11 protein-coding genes are annotated in these 20,685 nt (G+C 66.0%); 6 read left to right on the top strand and 5 right to left on the bottom strand.

Annotated elements, in window-relative coordinates; genetic code table 11:
- The first annotated feature begins 5 nt into the window (after positions 1 to 5).
- Entirely contained in the window at positions 6 to 947 is a 942-nt protein-coding gene (locus U1H82_RS02115) for a Gfo/Idh/MocA family protein (RefSeq protein WP_322963278.1), read from the top strand.
- A 114-nt stretch (positions 948 to 1,061) separates the two neighbouring features.
- On the opposite strand, the gene U1H82_RS02110 is transcribed toward U1H82_RS02115, so the two are convergent.
- Together U1H82_RS02110 and U1H82_RS02105 are read right to left on the bottom strand one after the other, a co-directional pair.
- Complete coding sequence (locus tag U1H82_RS02110; protein ID WP_322963277.1) at positions 1,062 to 4,145, bottom strand: TonB-dependent receptor domain-containing protein; 3,084 nt, start codon at positions 4,143 to 4,145, stop codon at positions 1,062 to 1,064.
- Between the two features lie 432 nt (positions 4,146 to 4,577).
- Positions 4,578 to 7,673, bottom strand: coding sequence for a TonB-dependent receptor plug domain-containing protein (locus tag U1H82_RS02105; protein WP_322963276.1), 3,096 nt, complete (start codon positions 7,671 to 7,673; stop codon positions 4,578 to 4,580).
- A gap of 354 nt (positions 7,674 to 8,027) precedes the next feature.
- On the opposite strand from U1H82_RS02105, the gene U1H82_RS02100 reads away from it, so the two are divergent.
- Positions 8,028 to 9,050: a glycosylasparaginase gene (locus tag U1H82_RS02100; RefSeq protein ID WP_322963275.1), complete on the top strand. Its 1,023-nt coding sequence runs from the start codon at positions 8,028 to 8,030 to the stop codon at positions 9,048 to 9,050.
- Positions 9,051 to 9,081: 31 nt separating this feature from the next.
- Here the strand turns inward: U1H82_RS02100 and mprF are convergent, their stop codons facing one another.
- Complete coding sequence (gene mprF, locus U1H82_RS02095) at positions 9,082 to 11,637, bottom strand: bifunctional lysylphosphatidylglycerol flippase/synthetase MprF (RefSeq protein ID WP_445977868.1); 2,556 nt, start codon at positions 11,635 to 11,637, stop codon at positions 9,082 to 9,084.
- A 367-nt stretch (positions 11,638 to 12,004) separates the two neighbouring features.
- Between mprF and U1H82_RS02090 the strand changes: the two genes are divergently transcribed.
- The 3 genes from U1H82_RS02090 to U1H82_RS02080 are packed head-to-tail and all read left to right on the top strand — an operon-like array spanning position 12,005 to position 14,407.
- Entirely contained in the window at positions 12,005 to 12,415 is a 411-nt protein-coding gene (locus tag U1H82_RS02090; protein ID WP_322963272.1) for a hypothetical protein, read from the top strand.
- Positions 12,384 to 13,073, top strand: coding sequence for a winged helix-turn-helix domain-containing protein (locus tag U1H82_RS02085; protein WP_322963271.1), 690 nt, complete (start codon positions 12,384 to 12,386; stop codon positions 13,071 to 13,073). Before U1H82_RS02090 ends, U1H82_RS02085 begins: the two co-directional genes overlap by 32 nt.
- 8 nt (positions 13,074 to 13,081) lie before the next feature.
- Positions 13,082 to 14,407: a sensor histidine kinase gene (locus U1H82_RS02080; RefSeq protein ID WP_322963269.1), complete on the top strand. Its 1,326-nt coding sequence runs from the start codon at positions 13,082 to 13,084 to the stop codon at positions 14,405 to 14,407.
- 207 nt (positions 14,408 to 14,614) lie between these two features.
- On the opposite strand, the gene U1H82_RS02075 is transcribed toward U1H82_RS02080, so the two are convergent.
- The gene (locus tag U1H82_RS02075) at positions 14,615 to 17,917 is read right to left on the bottom strand and encodes a trifunctional glycoside hydrolase family 18/polysaccharide deacetylase/glycosyltransferase family 2 protein (RefSeq protein ID WP_322963267.1); all 3,303 of its coding nucleotides are present in this window, start codon (positions 17,915 to 17,917) and stop codon (positions 14,615 to 14,617) included.
- A gap of 204 nt (positions 17,918 to 18,121) precedes the next feature.
- On the opposite strand from U1H82_RS02075, the gene U1H82_RS02070 reads away from it, so the two are divergent.
- Positions 18,122 to 18,865 carry an AcvB/VirJ family lysyl-phosphatidylglycerol hydrolase gene (locus U1H82_RS02070; RefSeq protein ID WP_322963266.1) on the top strand — a complete coding sequence of 248 codons (744 nt, stop codon included), beginning with the start codon at positions 18,122 to 18,124 and terminating at the stop codon, positions 18,863 to 18,865.
- Between the two features lie 21 nt (positions 18,866 to 18,886).
- On the opposite strand, the gene U1H82_RS02065 is transcribed toward U1H82_RS02070, so the two are convergent.
- Entirely contained in the window at positions 18,887 to 20,560 is a 1,674-nt protein-coding gene (locus U1H82_RS02065) for an alkaline phosphatase D family protein (RefSeq protein WP_322963265.1), read from the bottom strand.
- Positions 20,561 to 20,685: the final 125 nt, after the last annotated feature.

Here is a 20,685-nt window from a genome sequence, read left to right as displayed (position 1 = left end):
TACCGATGACCGACACGATCCGTCTCGCGCTGGTCGGCATGGGCAAGATCGCCCATGACCAGCACGTTCCCGCCATCGCAGGCAATCCGGCTTTCGAACTGGTCGCGACCGTCAGCCGCTCGCCGGGTGGGGTCGAGGGCGTGCCGCATTTCCACGACATCGACGAACTCGCCAAGAGCGATGTGACGGTCGATGCGGTGGCGCTGTGCACCCCGCCCCAGGTCCGCCACGCCATCGCCGCCGCCGCGCTGGCGAACAACTGGCACGTCTTCCTCGAAAAGCCGCCGGGCGCGACGCTGGCCGAGGTGGCGGTGCTGGAGGAGCTGGCGGCCAAGGCGAACGTCACCCTCTTCGCCAGCTGGCACTCGCGTTACGCGCTGGGCGTCGAGCCTGCGCGGGAATGGCTGTCCGCCCGCAAGGTGACGTCGGCCGCGATCACCTGGCGCGAGGATGTGCGCCAATGGCATCCGGGCCAGGCCTGGATCTGGGAAGCGGGCGGCTTCGGCGTGTTCGATCCCGGCATCAACGCGCTGTCGATCGCGACGCATATCATGCCGCAGCCCTTCTTCATCGAGCGCGCGACGCTGGACTTCCCGGCCAATCGCGACGCGCCGATCGCCGCCGACGTGGCGTTCCGCATGACCGACGGCACCCCCGTCACGCTCGACCTCGACTGGCGGCAGGAAGGGCATCAGAGCTGGGACATCGTCGTCGAGACGACCGACGGCACGCTGAAGCTGGCCGAGGGCGGCGCAGTGCTGACCCTGCCCGACGGCTCGACCCCGCATCACGAGGAAGGGCTGCACGGCGAATATCCGGGCCTCTATGCGCGCTTTGCCGAACTGGTGAAGGGCGGCCGCTCCGACGTCGACATCGCCCCGCTGCGCCATGTCGCGGATGCCTTCATGCGCGGCAAGCGGCGTGAGGTCGAAGACTTCGTGGAGTGAAGCCGGCCGCCGCGAAAGTGGCGACCTGAAAAAAGAAAGGCCGGTCGCCCCCAGGGGTGACCGGCCTTTTCCGTTTGGAAAGCGGCGGGATGCCGAAGCACCCCGCCCCCGTCATCAGAAGTTGATCGTCGTCCCGATCGCGATCTGGCGACCCAGTGCGTCGTAACGCTGCGGCGCGGTGTTCGCCCGCGACAGGGCCACGGTGTACGAGTTCGGAATGATCGGCGGGTTCTTGTCGAACAGATTGTTCGCGATGATACGGAACGCGAACTGCCGCGCGATATTCCAGGTCAGCGCCAAGTCGAAATAGCTCTGCGGCGCGATCCGGGCATAGGTGTTGCGGAAATTGGCAGGCGTGCCGCCGATATCCGCATTGCCCGAATTGAACGCCGTGGTGAGCGACCCCGTATAACGCCAGTTGAACGAAGCGTTGAACGTGTTGTCCGCCGTCGTCCAGGTGGTGCGCAGACCGTGCATCCACTTCGGGACCAGCTGACCGCAGGCGATACCGTTCGAGAAATAGCCCGCGCAATTATACTGGCTGCGCAGCGGCGAATCCTGACCACCGGCCAGCGTCGTGAGCGAACCGTTGAAGTTCCAGTCGAGTCGACCCGCGCCGCCCAGGCCCAGCGTATACTGGCCCTGGAAATCCCAACCATAGGCCAGCGAACGATAGAAGTTCGTCGTGCCCTGGCGGATGAAGCCGCTGGTCGGGTTGTTGGCAGGCGGATTGGCGATCGAGCCCGTCGTCGGATCGCGCACGATCCCCTGACAGAAATAAGGATCGCCGTTCGATGCCAGACAGCCGTTCAGGAAATAGTCGGCCCCGTTGAAGCTCAGCGAGTTGACGATGCGGATCTGATACCGGTCGACCGAGAAGACCAGGCCGGGCACGAAACTGGGCTTCACCACCAGACCATAGGTCAGCGTATAGGCCGTCTCCGGGTCCGCGGTATAACCGCCGGTGCGCACCGTGCAGCCCTCGGTCGGGCAGAGCAGCGAGGTGCTGCCGTACAGATTATCGGCCAGACCGGTCTTGCGGCACAGGTCGCGCGACGCGAGCGGTGCGGTCGTGACCGTCCCGTCGGCCTGGGTGCGCTGAACGGGGGCGCAGAAGTCGGTCAGCGTACCGTTGCGACCATAGCGGATGGTCGTCGCCTGCATGATTTCGACCACGGTCGGCGCGCGCTGCGCCTTGTTGTACGAGGCGCGGAAGGTCACGTCCGATACCGGCGCGTACAGCCCCTCGATCTTCCAGGTCGAGAAGCTCTTGGGGTTCGAGCTGTATTTCGAGAGACGGAAGCCGCCATTGGTCTGAAGCAGATGCGCGAACGGCTTGTCCTGGATCAGCGGTGCCTGGAGTTCGATGTTCGATTCCAGGGCGTCCTGACGCAGGTCGCTACGGCTGTCACCATTCTGGCTGATATAGACGTCATTCGCGGTCGATATCAGGCGATCCTTGCGATATTCCGCACCCAGCGCGATCGCCAGACCGTCATTCGCCCAAGGCGTCTTGATGCCGTATTTGCCCAAGTCACCCGTCACCGTGCTGATGACGTCGTACAGGATACCGATCTGGCCGTTGACCCCGCTCTGGCTACCCGGACCGTTGAACAGATAATTGGTCAGCGCGGTGTTGCCCGATCCGGCGCGGAAGGCGTCGAACGGTACGCAGGCGCTGTCGCCGCCGCTCAGGTTGGAAACGCAGGTCGGCGTGCCATTGACGTTGACGACGTTCAGCGAGCGGTTGACCCGGTCGGGATCGGCATAGGGAGAGTTACGCAGGTCCTGCTGGTTGCGCGCGTAGACGCCGCCAATGTCATAGGTCCACGCATCACCCACCTTGCCGCGCAGGCCGCCGGTCGCCCGGATACCCTGGTTGATATAGGTATCGACCAGATAGGGCTGCCCGTCGAAACGATAGCGGACTTCGAGCGGGACCGAGTTGGTGGCACCCGACGCGCAACCCAGCGCGCCCGCCTGCCCTGCCGACAGGAATGGATTGTTGCAGTTCACCTGATAGGGCGTCGAGCCATAGACCGTGTAGCTGTAGACGCGGAGCGGGCTGGGATTGATCGACTTGTCGCGGAACCAGATGGCGTCGCCATAAAGTTCGAACTCGGGCGCGATCTGGAAGCTCAGGAAGCCGCCCGCCGTGTAACGCTCGCCCTGACGCTGGAAGGAATAATCATCATAAGGGTTGGCCGCGACACCAGAGCGCGGGCCATAGGGAACGAAGCTGCGCGAGCCGTCCGGATTGTTGACATAGGCCGTACCCGAATTCGGACCCGAGCGCGGCGAGATGTAACCGGCGGGCGAATAGGTGGACACCGGCGAACAGGTCAGGGGGCCGTCCTTGCTCAACTGCGCGAGCGGACACGCCGCGATCGAGCGATCGCCAGTACGGACCAGTTCCGAATTGCGATAGTTGACGAAGCCCGACACCTTGAGCCGATCGTCGAGCAGCTTCTTGCCTGCGGTCAGCGTGACGTCGGCACGGCCGCCGTCATTGGTCCAGCCGAGCGGGGTCTTGAAGCCGACACCCTGCGCCAGCGGGGTGACGATGTTGCTGCGGTTCAGATGGTTGTAGAAATTATAGTTGGCATCCACGCGGATGCCGTCGAAATCCTTGCGCAGGATGAAGTTGACGACGCCCGAAACCGCGTCCGAACCATAGACGGACGAGGCACCGCCCGACAGGATGTCGACGCGCTGGAGGAGCGAGGCGGGAATGATGCCGGTGTCTTGGGCATTCATCGTGCCGAGACGCTTGCCGTCGAGCAGAACGAGCGTGCGCTCGAAGCCCAGGCTGCGCAGCTTGATCCGCTGGCGGCCGTCCGAATCCTGGTAGTTCTGCTGCGCGTCGGGTGCGATCTGCGGCAGGCGGTTCAGCACTTCCTCGACGTTCAGCGGCGCCTGCGCCTGGATGTCCTGCGCGGTGACCGAGGTGATCGGCGAGGCCGAGGCAAGGTTCGGACGGGCAATGCGGGTGCCCGTGACGATCACGTCGCCGTCGTTGCTGGCCTGTGGCGTGCCGGTAATCGCCGCCATGCGGGTCTGCGCAGCATTCGCGCTGGACGATACAGTGTCCTGGGTATCGGCCTGTGCGTTTGCGCCGGACTGCTGAGCCAGAACGGGCGTGGCGACCAGCGCACCGGCCGACAAAGCAAGCCATGAGATCGGGTGAAGCAGCTTCATTGAATAAACCCCCTATTTGGCCGTCGGCGTCATTGCGCTGATCGGCGTATCGCACAGACAATACAGTCCGGGCGGGTGGTCAATAGCCAGAGGTATACCGATCTAAGATCAATTACGATTTGGTCCGCAATTGTGGCCCATACGCAACAGGGCAAAGCTTTGCCAAGTATTTGATAAATGGTGAGTAAATACGTTTTTCAATTTTCCAAATTCGTCATTGCCTTCGTTTTTCAATACCTTACCAAAAGCAAAATCCAACACGGCTTAACAAGCCGCTGTTGATGTGCATCAATCACTGTTGCTGCCATTCCGACGAGCTTTGCGGGTCAGCCATATAAAGGCCTTTTTGGGGGCTGGGATGGCAGGCACGGCAATAAAAAAGCCGATCCTCCATAGGGAGGATCGGCCTTTCCGTGGCTTGGAAAAAGAGGATCAGAAGTTGATCGTCGTCCCGATCGCGATCTGGCGACCCAGCGCGTCGTAACGCTGCGGCGCGGTGTTGGAGCGCGAAAGGGCGACCTGGTACGAGTTCGGGATGATCGGCGGCGTCTTGTCGAACAGGTTGTTCGCGATGACCCGGAAAGCGAATTTCCGGGCGATGTTCCAGCTCAGCGCCAGGTCGAAGAAGCTCTGCGGCGCGATGCGCGCAAAGGTGTTCTGGAACCGCTCCGGCGTGCCGCCGATGTCCGGATTGCCCGAATTGTTCGCGGTCGTCAGCGAGCCGGTATAGCGCCAGTTGAACGACACATTGAACACACGGTCCGCCGAGGTCCAGGTGGTGCGCAGCGTGTGCATCCACTTGGGGATCAGCTGGCCGCAGGAGATGCCGTTCGAGAAATAGCCCGCGCAGTTATACTGGCTGCGCAGCGGCGAATCCTGGCCACCGGCCAGCGTCGACAGCGAACCGTTGAAGCCCCAGTCGATCCGCCCGGCATTGTTCAGGTCGAGCGAATACTGCCCCTGGAAATCCCAGCCATAGGCCAGCGACCGGTAATAGTTGGTCGTGCCCTGCCGGACGAAACCAGCCGACGGATTGCCCGCGGGTGCATTGCCGATCGAACCGGTGGTCGGATCGCGCACGATGCCGTTGCAGAAGAACGGATCGCCGTTCGAGGCCAGACAGCCCTGCAGATAATAATCAGCGCCATTATAGCCGAGCGAGTTGACCAGACGGATCTGATAACGATCGGCCGAGAAGACCAGGCCCGGAATGAAGCTGGGCTTCACGACCAGGCCATAGGTCAGCGTATAGGCGGTCTCCGGATCGGCGGTGAAGCCGCCGGTGCGGGTGGTGCAGCCCTCGGTCGGGCAGAGCAGCGACGCGCTGCCGTACAGATTGTCGGCGAGGCCCGTCTTGCTGCACAATTCGCGTGAGGCGAGCGGTGCCGTCGTCACGGTGCCGTCCGGCAGCGTACGCGACACCGGCGCGCAGAAATCGGTCAGCGTGGTGTTGCGACCATAGTTGATCTGCGTCGCCTGGCGGATCTCGATCACCGTCGGCGCGCGCTGCGCCTTGTTGTACGAGGCGCGGAAGGTCAGGTCGGCAACCGGCGCGTACAGCCCTTCGATCTTCCAGGTCGAGAAGCTCTTGGGATTGGAGCTGTACTTCGACACGCGGAAGCCGCCATTGGTCTGAAGCAGATGCGCGAACGGCTTGTTCTGGATCAGCGGCGCCTGAAGCTCGATGTTCGATTCCCAGACATCCTGAGACAGACGGGCATCCTGGTTGCCATATTGCTGGACGAAACCCGCATCGGCGGTCGAGAGCAACCGGTCCTTGCGATATTCGGTGCCCAGCGACACGGCCAGGCCTTCGTCGGCCCAAGGCGACTTGATGCCATAGGTGGTCAGGTCGCCGTTCACGACCGCGATCGCGTCGAACAGCTGGGTGATCGTCCGCCGCTGGCCCGTCGCGCCGCTGGAGAACAGATAGTTGGTCAGCGCATTGCTGCCCGATCCGGCGCGGAATGCGTCGAAGGGCACACAGGACGGATCGGTGCCGTTGACCACCGAGCGGCAGGTCGGCGTGCCGTTCACCGACACGACGTCGAGCGCACGGTTGACGCGGTCGTTCTGCGACGTCGGGCCGAGATACCAATCCTGTTGGTTGCGCGCATAGACGCCGCCCACGTCATAGGACCAGGCGTCGCCGATATTGCCACGCACGCCGCCGCTCGCGCGGAAGCCCATGTTGACGAAGCGGTCCGCCTGGGCGGGCTGGCCATCGAAGCGATAGCGCACGTCCAGCGGCACATAGCCGGTGCTGCCCGGCGCGCAGCCCAGGGCACCCGCCTGCCCGGCGGACAGGAAGGGATTGTCGCAATTCACCTGATAGGGCGTCGTGCCCTGCACCGAATAGGCATAGACGCGGCGCGGCGTCGGGTTTTCGGAGGTGTCGCGGAACCAGATGCCGTCGCCGTAGATCTCGACCTCGGGCGCGATCTTGAAGTTGACGAAGCCACCCGCCGTATACCGCTCATTGGCGCGCTGGAAGGATACGTCGTCATAGGGGTTGGCGGCATTGCCCGCACCCGGCCCCCAGGGCACGAAGGTACGCGAGCCGTCCGGATTGTTCACATATTGCGCATTGGCGTTCGGGCCCGACACGGGCGAGACGAAGCCGCTGCGCGAATAGGTGGACAGCGGCGAGCAGGAAAGGGCCGAATCCTTGGTCAACTGCGCGACCGGACAGGCGGCATAGGAACGCGCGCCGTTCTGGACCAGGTTGGCCTGGCGATAGTTGAAGAAGCCCGAGACGTTCAGACGGTCGTCGAGCAGCTTCTTGCCCGCGGTCAGCGTCAGGTCGGCACGGCCGCCGTCATTGGTCAGGCCGCGGGGGCTGGTGAACCCGGCCGCATTGGCGATCGGCGTGACCAGCGTGTCCTTGTTCAGATGGTTGTAGAAATTGTAATTCGCATCGAGACGGATGCCGTCGAAATCCTTGCGCAGGATGAAGTTGACGACGCCCGAGATCGCATCCGAACCATAGACCGACGAGGCACCGCCCGACAGCACGTCGACACGCTCCAGCAGGCTTGCCGGAATGATGCCGGTATCCTGCCCGTTCTGGGTGCCCAGACGCTTGCCGTCGACCAGCACCAGCGTCCGCTCGAAGCCCAGATTGCGCAGCTTGATCCGCTGGCGACCATCGGAATCGGCATAGTTGGACTGCGCATCGGGGGCGACCTGCGGCAGGCGGTTGAGGACTTCCTCGACATTGAGCGGCGCCTGCGCCTGAATGTCCTGGCGGGTCACCGAGGTGATCGGCGCGGCGGAGGCGAGGTTGGGCCGGGTGATGCGGGTGCCGGTGACGATGACCTCACCACCGCTGGTGGCCTGCGGCGTACCGGTGATCGCGGCGGCGCGGGTCTGGGCGGCATCGGCGCTGATCGAGCTGTCATTGGCCTGATCCTGGGCGGCGCCGTCCTGGGTCGCGGTCGCTCCGACCTGCTGTGCGGCGGCGGGCGCGACGACCATCAGGGACGCGGCGGATATCGCCAGCCATGATGCGGATTGCTGAATTTTCATGAGGTCTCCCCTTCATCCCGGCCGATGGGATGCCGGGTAGAGGGCAAGGACATTATGTTTGCCGCATAGCGTCAATACCTAATGCATACCTATGCATCACCCATCCGGACATTGCAGGCCGACTGTCACCGGAAAGACACAAATTAAAACGATTTCAATGCTTTAGATTAGAGCATCAGCAATGTTTCGACACAGTGCCAATGACGTGCCGAAGGGGAAGCGATCGATCCGGCAAAGCCTTGATTCGTAAAGTGGTCCCATATCGGTTGCGCGACCCCTTGCGGCTTTCGCTTTCCCCCCGCACTATCCCGGATCAGCGGGGCCGGACCGCCCCTTTCGGGATGGAGCAGACGAATGCAGGACCAACGGCGCGCCTTTCTCGGCGGCATCGCCTCGTTAGCGGGGCTGGCGGCCGCACCCGCGCGCGCCTTTGCCCAGGCTGCCGCTCCCTCGCGCGCGACGATCGTCTCCACTTGGGATTTCGGCGCACCCGCCAATGACGCCGCCTTTGCGCGGGGGCGCAGCGGCGGGTCGCTGATCGACATGGTCGAAGCCGGGGTGATGGTGCCCGAGGCCGATCCCAACAATCATTCGGTCGGCTATGGCGGCTATCCCGACCGCGACGGGCATGTGACGCTTGATGCGGTCATCATGGACGATGCGGGCGGCGTCGGCGCGGTCGGCGCGCTGGAGGATACGGTCCACGCCATCTCGGTCGCGCGCGCGGTGATGGAGCATACCCCGCACACCTTCCTGGTCGGCGAAGGCGCGACCCGCTTTGCCCGCGACCGGGGTTTCCCGCGCGTCAACCTGCTGACCCCGGAGGCGGAAAAGGCCTGGCGCGACTGGCTGAAGACGCAAGATTACAAGCCCGTCGCCAATAGCGAGACGGGCACCTATGGCGCAGGGCGGCCCGGCACGCCGGGCGGAGCGCTGGACCATGACACGATCGGGATGCTGGCGCGCGATGCCGGCGGGCGGATGGCGGGCGCCTGCACCACCTCCGGCATGGCGTTCAAGATGCGCGGGCGGATCGGGGACTCGCCGCAGGTCGGATCGGGCCTGTATGTCGAGCGCGGCGTGGGCGGCGCGACCTCGACGGGTCTGGGCGAGGAAGTCACCCGCACCGTCGGCACGGCGCGCGTCGTCGCCTCGATGCGGCACGGGATGAGCCCGCAGGCGGCGTGCGAGGAAGCCGCACGCCATATCGCGTCCTTGCGCGGCAATGCGATCAAGGGGGTGCAGGTCGGCTTTCTCGCGATGGACACCAGCGGCCGGATCGGGGCCTTCTGCCTGTTGCCGGGCTTTACCTATGCGGTGACCGATGCCGCGGGGCGGACGCGGGTGGAAAAGGCCCCGTCCCTGTTCAAGGCGTAATCATCTTATTCCTCCCCTTGCAGGGGAGGATTTAGACCGGCTCACCCCCATCGGCGATCAGCGCGTTCAGGTCGCGCAGCGCCTTGACCAGCCCCAGTCCCCGCGGCCCCGCAATATAGCGCGGTGCCCATTCCGGCTGGAACTTCTCCTTATAGGCCCGCAGGCCCCGAAAGCCGTAGAAACGCTCGCCATGCCGGAAGACGAGCGCCGCAACCTTGGCCCAGGTCGGCGCCATCCGCCGCCCGCCGACACCCGATAAAGGCGCCAGGCCGAGCGCGAAGCGGCCATAGCCCTCCGCCTGGCCCCACAGCATCAGTTCGACGAACAGATAGTCCATCACCCCGCCCGGTGCGTCCTCGACATGGCGCATCAGGTCGACCGACAGTTCGCGCTTGTCCCCCGCCTTCCAGATATTGGCGAAGGCGACGATCCGCCCTTCCACCCGCACCACCGCGCAATCGTTCAGCGCCAGATAGGCCGGGTCGAACCGCCCCAGGCTGAACCCCTTTTCGCCATGCCCCTTGGCGAGCAGCCAGTCGTCGGACACCGACTTCAGCTCGGGCATGATCGCGGGCACTTCGGCGGCGGGCAGTATCGCGAAACGCGCATTCTCGCGCGTGCGGAAGCGGTTGAGCGTCTGGCGAAGCCCACGCATCCGCCCGCCCTCTAGCGCGAAGGTGGAGAGGTCGATCAGCGCTTCCTCGCCATATTTGATGATCTGAAGCCCCATCTCGATCGCGATTTCGAGGCAGTCGGGGGTGATCTGATAGAGCATCAGCCGCCCCTGCCCCGCGTCCGCCATGGTGCGAAGCTGCCACAACAGATCGGCCCAGGCGGCACGCGGGCCAACGGGGTCGCCCATCGCGATCCAACTGGTGCCGCGCACCTGATACATGACGAAGGCGTCGCCCTCCGGCGAGAACAGGAACCGCTTGTCGCCCAGAAGCGCCAGCGCGGCGTCGGTCCGCTCGGCCTCCTGGACGATGGCGAGCACCTGCTCCATCGCCGGATGGTCCGCCTCGCCCGGCGGCGCGGCCAGGAACAGCCGCCACAGCCCCGCCCCCGCCAGCATCACCGCGACCCCCAGCCCGGCGCGCAGGAAGCGCGAGGCGTCGTCGGACAATGCAAAACGCCACCACAGCGACTCCTGATAGGCGACATGCTTATAGGCGAAGAAGCCGAGCCAGCCCGTGCCGACGATCACCACCGCGACGCTGAACAGCCAGGCGGGCGACAAGGGCCGCGCGACCAGCGAGGTGCGCCGGTAAAAGGCGCGGCGGCTCATCTGAAGGAGCAGCGCGATGCTCAGGCAGACCGCCGCCTCTTCATAATCGATGCCCTTGGCCAGTGAGAACACGGCCCCCGCCACCAGCAGCGCCCGCGCCGCCAGGCTCGCCCCGTCGAGCCGACGGTACAGCCCTGGCGCCAGCAGCAACAGGCCGGTGCCGACCAGGCTGGCGGCGAAATGCGACGCCTCAATAAAGGGCAGCGGCAGGATATGGACGAGATGATGGACGCGCTGCGGAATGGCGGGCAGCGATCCCGACAGCAGCAGGATGCTCCCCCCACCGAAACAAGCGGCACTCAGCACCATCGGCGCGATGCCCAGCAGCACCCGGCGCAGGTCGCGCAACGCCTTGATCGGTCGCCGCCGCGCCTCGTCCCAGGCGAGCAGCGCGATACCCAGCGCCAGCGGCGCGAGATAATAGAGGACGCGATAGGCGAGCAGCGCGGCGAACAGGTCGGTCCGGTCGACCGGCACCGTCGCCAGCACCACCGCCTCGAACACGCCGATGCCGCCGGGTACATGGCTGACCAGCGCGACGATGATCGCCAGCGCATAGGCTAGCAGGAAGGCGGGGAGCAGGTCGATCGACGCGCCCGGCAGCAGGACGAACAACGCCGCGCTGGCACAGGCGAGTTCGAGCGAGGCGATGCCGATCTGCGCCACCGCCTGGGCAGGACTGGGCAGCGGCACGCTCCATGCCCGCCATCCGATCCGCTGTCCGGGCCGCAGCGCGCAGAGCAGGATCAGCAACAACGCGCCCGCGATCACCGCACCGCCGATCCAGCGGACCAGGCTTTGCGCCAGCACCAGCGTCTCGACCGTGATCGGCCCGTCGTGGAACAACAGGCCAAAGCCGGTGACGGTGAACACCCCGAACCAGAAGGTCGCGCTGGCGATCGCGATCACCCGCGCGATATCGGGTCCGTCCAGCCCGGCGGCGGCATAGACACGGTAGCGCGCCGACCCGCCGGTCAGCAGCGCCAGCCCCAGATTATGACTGAGCGTATAGCTGGTGAACGACGCCATCGCCGCCGTCCGCCAGCGCAGCGGCTTGCCGACGACGCGCAGCGCGATGACGTCGTAAAAGGTCAGCGCGATATAGCTGGCGATGGTGAAGCCGACCGACAGCATGATCTGGCGCGGGTCGATCGCGTAGAAGGCGGCGCGTACGTCGCTGAACCGGACCGATCGGGTCAGATGATGCAGCGCCGACAGCCCCAGCGCGACGAGCAGCACGACCGCGCCCACCGCCAGATAGCCGCGCCGCGCCCGCGCATAGGCGACGATCCGGTCGATCATCGACGACGGGCCGGAATGGCCGGTCACCGCAGCGTCTTCGTTGCGATCGGTCCTGTTCGACCGCTCGTCATATCCGCCCCCAGTCGCGTTCATCTCACTCGCATTTCATCCCGTTTCGCGCGGGTCCGTCGCGGCATAGGAGTGTCGCCGCCCCGGCTGCCTTACGGGGGCATGACAAGTTCGTCATCACCGCCTCCACATAATCATGACAGAAGCGTCATGCACCGCCCACGCTTCCCTCAGGTCTGAGCGCGTAGGACGAAAGGGTGAAGGAATCGACCCCGCCCGTGATCCGCAACGCCGTGCCCCTTACGGTGGATGCGTGCCGCATGTCCGGTCTGCTGCCCCGATGAAGGGGTTGCGGATCGTGGGCTGGGGTGCGGGCATGGCCGCGCTGACCGGCGGGGCGGCGGTCGCGCTGCTGGTCGGGCATATGCCGCTCCATGCCGGACCGCATCGCCCCCCGACCCTGTATGGCGCGACCTTCGCACCCGTCGCGGACGGTCGCCCCGGCCTGGTCGTCACCAGCCTGCGCAGCGATGTCGACGGCGATGCGACCAAGTCGGCCAAGCCGCCGCTTCAGGTCGGCGACACCGTGCTGTCGGTCGATGGCCGCCCCGCCACGTCCTTCGCGATGTTGCGCGAAGAAGCCTCGCTCCCCACCGCGTCGCCGCTTCGCCTCGAGGTCGCGCGCGACCATGGCCTCCTTACGATCACGCTGCTAAGGAGCGGCTCGGGAGGACAGCGTGGCCAACAGGATTTTGCTGATCGAAGATGATCGCTCGACGGCGGATTATATCGCCAACGGGCTTCGGGAAGAGGGATTTCTGATCGATCATGCGGCCAATGGCCGCGACGGCCTTTTTCATGCAACCGACGGCACTTACGATTGCATCATCCTCGACCGGATGCTGCCCGGCATGGACGGCATGGCGGTGCTGGCGGCGATTCGCGCGGCGGGAATCGAATCACCGGTCCTGATCCTGTCCGCCCTGACCTCGCCGGAGGACCGGGTGGCGGGGCTGACATCGGGCTCGGACGATTATCTGACCAAGCCCTTCGTCTTTGCCGAGCTGCTGGCACGGGTTCGCCTGCTGATCCGGCGCGGCACCACGACCACCGGCGCGCCGCAGACCAAGCTGGTGTGCGACGACCTGGAAATGGACCTGCTCGCCCACCGCGTCCGGCGCGCGGGCAAGCCGATCGACCTGCAGCCGCGCGAATATCGGCTGCTCGAATATCTGCTCCAACATGTCGATCAGGTCGTGACCCGCACCATGCTGTTGGAGGGGGTGTGGGATTTCCATTTCGACCCCAACACCAACGTCACCGACGTCCATATCAGCCGGTTGCGCAAGAAGATCGACGAAGGCTTTGCCCGCCCGCTCCTGCACACGGTCCGCGGTTCGGGCTATAAGCTCGGGGTCGAGAAATAGCACCCGCGATGCTCCGTTCGACCACGCTGCGGTTCGCATTACTGGTCTTTGCGCTGCAACTGATCGGCGCGGGTGCGATGGTCGTCACGGTCCGCCATCTGACCCGCGGAGAGATCGCGGCGCAGGCCGAAAATGCCGCCAGCGAACTGCGCGATGAGCTGGCGGGCATGTGGCTGTCGGGCGGACAGGCGGCGGTGCGCGCTGCGGTCGACCGGCGGCTGACCACCGACCGACTGCCCTTGTCGGTCATCCTGCTGACCGATGCGCATGGACGCTTCGTGGCGGGCAATATCGCCGAATGGCCGCCCAATGTGCCCGCCCCCGGCGCGGCGACGATCGAGATTTTCCGTATCGGCCATTCCTCACCCGAACGGATGCGGGTGATGGCGACCCGCCTGCCCGACGGATCGCGGATGCTGGCGGGCCATGTCGTCGAAAGCGAACTGCGCATCGCCGTTGTCATGGAAGAGGCGATGGGGGTCGGCATGGCGGTGGCGATCGTGCTCGCCGCGCTCGCCGCATGGATCGCCGCGCGGATGATCGAGCGGCGGCTGGAAGGCACGGTCGCGACCGCCCATGCGGTCGCCGCCGGGGACCTGTCGCGCCGGGTCATCCCCAATGGCGGCGACGACGCCTTCGACGCGCTGGCCAAGGCGGTCAATGCGATGCTCGACCGGATCGCGCTGCTGATGACCGAGTTGAAGGTCGCGACCGATGGCCTTGCGCATGACCTACGCTCGCCACTGACCCGGCTGCGCTCGACGCTCGACCGCGCGCTGGCGGAAAGCCATGACGAGAATGCGCGCGTCGCAGTGAGCCGGGCGCTGGACGAGGGCGACCGGCTGCTCGCGATGCTCGACACCGCGCTGCGGATCAGCCGGGCCGAGGCCGGGCTGGGTCGCGATGCGTTTGTCGATACCGATCTGGCCGAGATGGTGCGCGACGTGGCGGACATGTTCGAGCCGCTGGCCGAGGATCGCGGCATGACGATCCGCGCCGATGCCCCCGAGACGCTGGTCGCCCGCGTCCACCGCGAGCTGCTGGGTCAGGCGATCGCCAACCTCATCGACAATGCGCTGAAATATGGCGCGGGCGCTGTCGTCGTCCGGGTCGAGCCGGGACCCGTCCTGATCGTCGCCGATGACGGCCCCGGCATTCCGCCCGAGCGCCGCGACGAGGCGCTGAAGCGTTTCGGTCGGCTGGACGCCGCGCGCACGGAAAGCGGCGCGGGCCTGGGCCTTTCGCTCGCCACGGCGGTCGCGCATCTCCACGGTGGCACGGTGGCGCTGGAGGACAATGCGCCGGGATTACGGGTTCGCCTGACGCTGGGATGATCGCTTCGTCATTGCGAGCGTAGCGATGCAATGACGGGCCGAAAATGACGATGAGCTGCCCCCCCTCGCCCCACCACCACCGGGCTAAAGCCCGGCGGTCCCCCTCCCCATCAGAGATGGGGAGGATTGCGAAGCCCCATTCCTCCCCAAGCTATGCTTGGGGAGGGGGACCGCCCGGCGGAGCCGGGTGGTGGAGGGGCAAGGCCCTTACGCCCCCACATTCCCCGTGCGCTCCAGCTTGCCCCAGCCGACGATCCACCCGCCGATGGCCGAGGCGATCGCGCGCAGGACGACCCAGTACATGATTTGGCGATAGACCAGCCGCTGCGCGACCAGCAGATGCGCCGGATAGCGCACGCGGTTGCCGTCCAGCCGATATGCCAGCCACCCGCACCAGATATCGACCGCGGTGAACACGGTCCAATAGGCCGCCATCTGGAACACATCGGTATGGGTCTGCGCCCAGCCATGCTGGCCGACGCGCACCGCCGTCCCGATGATCGACAGGATCAGCGCCAGGTCGATCAGCGGCGAGATGGCGGCGAACAGGATCTGGAACACCCAGGCCTGGGGCAGGCCGATCCGGGCAAGCCCGGCAGGCTTGCCGGTCCGCAGAATGGCGCGATGCTTCCACAGACATTGCAGCGTCCCGAACGCCCAGCGATACCGCTGCTTGGCGAGCGCGCGGAAGCTTTCGGGCGCCTCGGTCCAGGCGACGGCGCGCGGGTCATAGGTCACGCGCCACCCGGCCCGCTGGATCGCGATGGTCAGGTCCTGATCCTCGGCCAGCGTATTTTCCGGATAGCCGCCCACCGCATCGAGCGCGGCGCGACGCCAGGCGCCGACCGCGCCCGGCACCACCGTCATCGCATCGAACCCGGCGAGCGCACGGCGCTCCAGATTCTGCGCGGTGATATATTCGACCGCCTGCCAGCGCGTGACGAGGTTGACCCGGTTGCCCACCCGCGCATCGCCCGCCACCGCGCCCAGCGTGGGATCGGCGAACCAGCGGGCGAGCTTGGCGATCGTCTCCGGCTCGAACTGGGTATCGGCGTCGAGCGCAATCAGCACTTCGCCGGTCGCATCCTGAAGCGCCCGGTTCAGCGCCGCCGCCTTGCCGCTATTGGCCAGGGTCAGCAGACGGACACGCGGTTCGTTCGCAAACGCCTCGCGCACCACCGCGCTGGTGCCGTCCTTCGATCCGTCATCGGCGACGATCACCTGAAGCCCCGGATAATCGCTGGCCAAGACCCGCTCGACCGACTGGACGATCACGCGCTCTTCGTTGAAGGCCGGGATGATCACCGAAACGCTGGGGGTGAAGGCGGGCGGCACCGGCTTCGACTTGCGCCCCTGGAACCAGGCGAGCCCGGCCATCACCACCGCCCGCGCAATGCCGAGGGCGATGGCGAGGTAGAAGAGCCAGGCCAGCCCCGCCGATAGAAAGGCCAGCACGACGAAGATCGCGACATCGGTGCGCACCGCCAGCAGGTCATGCCCCTCGACCAGCGGCATCGCCTGATCCCGGCTGATACCCACCAGTTGCGAGGCGGGCACGAAGCGATAGCCCTCGGCACGCAGCGTGTTGATGATACGCGGCAGCGCCTCGACCGTCTGTTCCCGGTCGCCGCCGCCGTCGTGCAACAGCACGACATTCGCCGAATTCTCCGGCGTCGCGCCGTGGACCTGATCGATCGTCTGCTGGACGATCTTATCGGTGCCAGGCGTCTGCCAGTCATTGGGATCGACGTGCAGCCCGACCACCGTATAGCCCAGATTCTGCGCGACCAGTGCCGGGCCGATTTCGTCGCCGGTGGTCGGTTCGGCGTCACCGAAATAGGGTGCGCGGAACAGCGTGGTCGAACGGCCGGTATAGGCCTGGATCAGACGCTTGGTCGCGTTCAGTTCCAGCTTGATCGTCCGGTCGCTGGTCGTCGCCATATTGGGATGGGTGTAGCTGTGATTGCCCAGCTCGCTGCCGTCCGCGACGATCCGGCGCAGCAACTGGGGATGTTGCAGCGCGTTCTCGCCGATGACGAAGAAGGTCGCGGGCACATGCTCGCGCTCCAGCACGTCCAGGATCTTGGGTGTCCACTCCGGATCGGGGCCATCGTCGAAGGTCAGCGCGACCGTCTTGGGCAGCGCCCCAGCGCGCTGGACGACATAGGGGGTCGGATAGGCCTGATAGACCTCGCTTCGGATGATGCCGTCCTTGTCATATTTCACGACCCGCCGCCCGTCGGTCGGCTCCGCCGTGATGCGCAGGATTTCCCCCGGCCCTTCAACATCGGTGTTCAACGGCGAGGTGATGGTGTCCAACCGGGGAATAACCCGGCTGCCCGTGCTGCGAAACGCGGCAAAGTCGGCCCAAAGGCCGGGGTCTTCCGATCCCAGTTGCCAGAAGGCGACATCGTCGATCCCCAGCCGCTTGAGCGCCTGAAGCTGGTTCCAGCTCGTCGCGGCGTCCAGCATCCAGACGATATGATGCTCGCCATTCTCGTCATAGGCAAAGCCCGCATTGCCGCTGGCCGGATCGAACGACACCTTGGCATGGCTGTCATGCGCCATCAGCCAGCTTTCCTCGATCGACTTGGCCTCCGCCGGGCCCTTGGCGGGCCAGTCATAGGCATAGCTGCCCAGCGCCACGATCAGCTTGTCGCGACCGACATCGCGCAGCGCCTTTTCCGACGATTGCAGGAACCAGGGCTGCGCCGCGATCGGCCCGGGCGTGCCGGTCTGCCAATGCTGGTCATAGGCCATCAGGATGATGCGATCGACGACCTTGGCCAGCCGCTGCAACTGCCACGCATCATCCTCGGCGGGCACGGTGACGGCCAGAACGGTGCCCTTGGGCAGATGCGCCTTGATCCGCTGGAGCAGCCGGGGATAGCCCGCCATCGCGCTGGCGGGCAAATTCTCGAAGTCGACGACCAGGCCCGACTGGCGGTTGACCGTCACCGACTGACCCAGCTGGGTCGCCAGCTTTTCGGAAGCGGCCGGGCTGGCGATGATCCGCGCGATGGTCTGGCCGTCCCACTCATCGTCCGACAGGTTCTGGACCATCGGCAGCAGCCGGGGCGGCTTGGCCACGCGCGACAACAGGGTGGCGAGCTTGGCATCGTTAGCGATCGTCAGCACGCCCTTGGGCCCCGTCACGTTCATCAGCGAGGGCACCAGCCAGTCGATCTGGCCCATATGCGCGTGCAGCGAGGCCAGCGCGGAATCATTGCCCGGCGTATAGAAGGCGATGGTCAGCGGGGTATGATCCTGCGCCACCGCCTTGCGCGGCAACCAGGCGCCGCGCCGCCCCTTCAACTGCGCAGTCGGCTCCAGCGTCATCGCCTGGCGCCGCGCGAAGGGCAAGGGCAGCACGCCCGAATTGGGCACCGCGACCAGCGTCGTGGCAAAGGCGATCGCGGCAAAGACCACCGCCAGGATCGTCACCGCAACGGCACGCCGCGCCCACGCGCCCCGACGGCCCGTCGGGTCAAAGAAGATCGGGTTGGTCAACGATGTCGATCCTTGGTCTCATACGTGAACGAAAGGGCGGCCCCAGTTACCCCCGGCCGCTTAACCCCACGTTTCCATCGCCCAGCCGATGGCAGATCATGGACATAGAGCGCGTGATCGCAACATTACAGATTTTTCATGTCGCCCCCGCGTCTTCTTCATCCGATACGTGACAATGCTCGCGCCCCCGCATTAGGACATGCCATGGCCGATCTACCCGCCCGCCTGCGCTCCCGATGGCCCCATATCCTGGGCGGCATCCTGACTCTACTTGTCGGCATCGCTGCCATCCTTCTGTATTCGGGCAGTTATTTCGACAAGGACCCGTTCACGCGCTTTCCGGCCAAGGGCAAGGCTCAGCCGATCCTGGTGCTGTCGCTGTCGGGTGACATGGGCCTGCGCTACGGCATGGGCGGGGTGATCGCGCGAGCGTTGAGCGCGGACGGGATCGCCGTGATGGGCGTCAACTCGCCCGTATTGTTCCGCAAGCGGCGCACCCGCGAACAGGTCGATGCGGTCATCGCCGATATGGTCCGCCGCGCCGAGGACGAGATGGGCGACCGCAAGCTGGTGCTGCTCGGCCAATCCTATGGCGCCGACATGCTCCAGACGGGGCTTGCGCATCTACCCACCGATCTGCGCGCCAAGGTGTCGGCCATCGTGCTGGTCGTGCCGGGCGAGACGGTCTTCTTCCGCTCCGACCCGTCGGGCCTCGCCTATATGGGGCGGCCCGACAGCCTGGCGATCACCACCGCGCGGCAGATCGACTGGGCACCCGTGACCTGCATCTACGGCGTGCGCGAGCCGGACAGCCTATGCCCGTTGTGGAGAAAGCCCAATGTCCATGTCGTCGCCCTGCCCGGCGGCCATTACATGAACCATGACGATGCCACGCTGGTCGCCCATGTCCGGGCGGCGGTGCGCCACGCCCCCTCCCCCGCCCGGTAGCGGAAGGAGGGGGGATCGCGGTCAGGCGGTGACCGGCTCGATCGGCGTATCGGCCCCCCGCTTCGTCCGCCATATCGCGGCACAGCCCAGCGCATAGGGCTTGGCCAGCACGGTCGACACCGTCATGTAGCGCGCGGTCGCACTGTCGCGGGTCAGCGTCAGGTGCAGATAGCCCTTGGCATCCTGATCGCAGAAGCGGACCACCTTGGGATTGGCCGCCGCGATCTCGCGCCCGATGCCGGGCATCAGGTCGCCCCAGGACGGGCTGGTGATCGAGGTGCCGCCGAACTCCGCCGCGACCAGCTTGCCGCCCGCATCATACAGGTCGTTGGCCCAGGCGGCATGGCTGTCACCGGAGATGACGACGGGGCGACTGCCCGCGCGCTGGAAAGCGGCATAAAGCCGCTCGCGCGCCGCCGGATAGCCGTCCCAGCTGTCGAAATTGAGCGGCAGACCGGCGCGGTACGACGCCTGCGCCTCGCCAAGCTGCGCGCGCTCACCCTCCGACAGGCGGGCGGTCAGCCTGGCATAGCCTTGCGGCCCCATCTGCTTTTCGAGGTCGGGGCCGTCGATCCGCGCCATGACCACCTGGTTGCCGATCACCTGCCACGGCGTCCCCGCCCTGACCGAGGCGGTCAGCGTCCGCTCGATCCAGTTCAACTGCCCCGCACCCAGCAATTCGCGGTCGGGCCGCGCGCGTTCGGCCATCATCGCGGCATATTCCTTGGGCTCAGGCGCTCCACCCTTGGCGGTCACCACCTGCTTCGACCGGGCGAGCAGCCGCGTCTCCAGCATGACGAGCGTCGCCAGATCGCCGAAGTCGAAGCTGCGGTTGATCGCTTCCCAGGGCTGGCCCGGTTGCGGATCGCGGATCGGCATCCATTCGAAATAGGCCTGCATGGCGGCCGCCTTGCGCTTGCCCCAGTCGCCCTCGACGGCGGGCTGATGGTTTTCCGCGCCGCCGATCCAGTCGTCATTGGCGACCTCGTGATCGTCCCACACGCAGATAAAGGCGGCGCGGGCGTGCGCGGCCTGCATATCCGGATCGCGCTTCACCTGGGCATGACGCTGGCGATAGTCGGTCAGGGTCACGATCTCATGCGCGGGCTCGGGCAGGCGGCCCAGCTTCTGCCCGATCGGCGCGCCATAGCCGTCCGCGCCATATTCATAGATATAGTCGCCCAGATGGACCACCGCGTCGAGCCGATCGGTCTTGGCGATCGCGTCATAGGCGTTGAAGAGGCCGCCGGGATAAAGCTGGCACGACACCACCGCCAACGCCAGTTCGTCGACGCGCCCGCGCGGCAGGGTGCGGAACTGCCCCTCGGGCGAGCGCTGGCTGCCCGCCGTCTCGAACCAGTAGCGATAGTCGCGGCCCGGTTGCAGGCCGGTCACCTCGACCTTGGCGGTGAAGTCGCGGGCGGCACGCGCCGACACCCGCCCGGTATGGAGCCCGACCGCATCGCCGCCGCCGACCGGCGCGACATGCCAGGTCAGCGCGATATCACCCGCCTGCCCTTCGGGCGGCGTTGCGCGGGTCCACAAGATCGCGCCGACCGGCGACGGATCGCCGCTCGCCACGCCGTGTTCGAAGCGAACCGCCGGGGCCGCCGCCTCCGCCAGGGTCGTCGGCAGGGCCAGGCTCGCCCCGCTTCCCATCAGCGCGATCGCGCGGCGTCGGTTCATCATCGTCATCGTATCGGTCCTTTCGAACCAAGGCGTTATGCCGTGCTGACGACAGCGCGATGGCGGCGGCGTGACGGTTTGGCGACACGCCGCGTCCGTCATGGAAGTGACACATGCCGGACACCAACTGGTAA

It is taken from the genome of Sphingomonas fuzhouensis (assembly GCF_034659795.1).
In the GTDB taxonomy this organism is placed as follows: domain Bacteria; phylum Pseudomonadota; class Alphaproteobacteria; order Sphingomonadales; family Sphingomonadaceae; genus Sphingomonas; species Sphingomonas fuzhouensis.
This window is presented reverse-complemented; position numbering and strand designations above follow the sequence as displayed.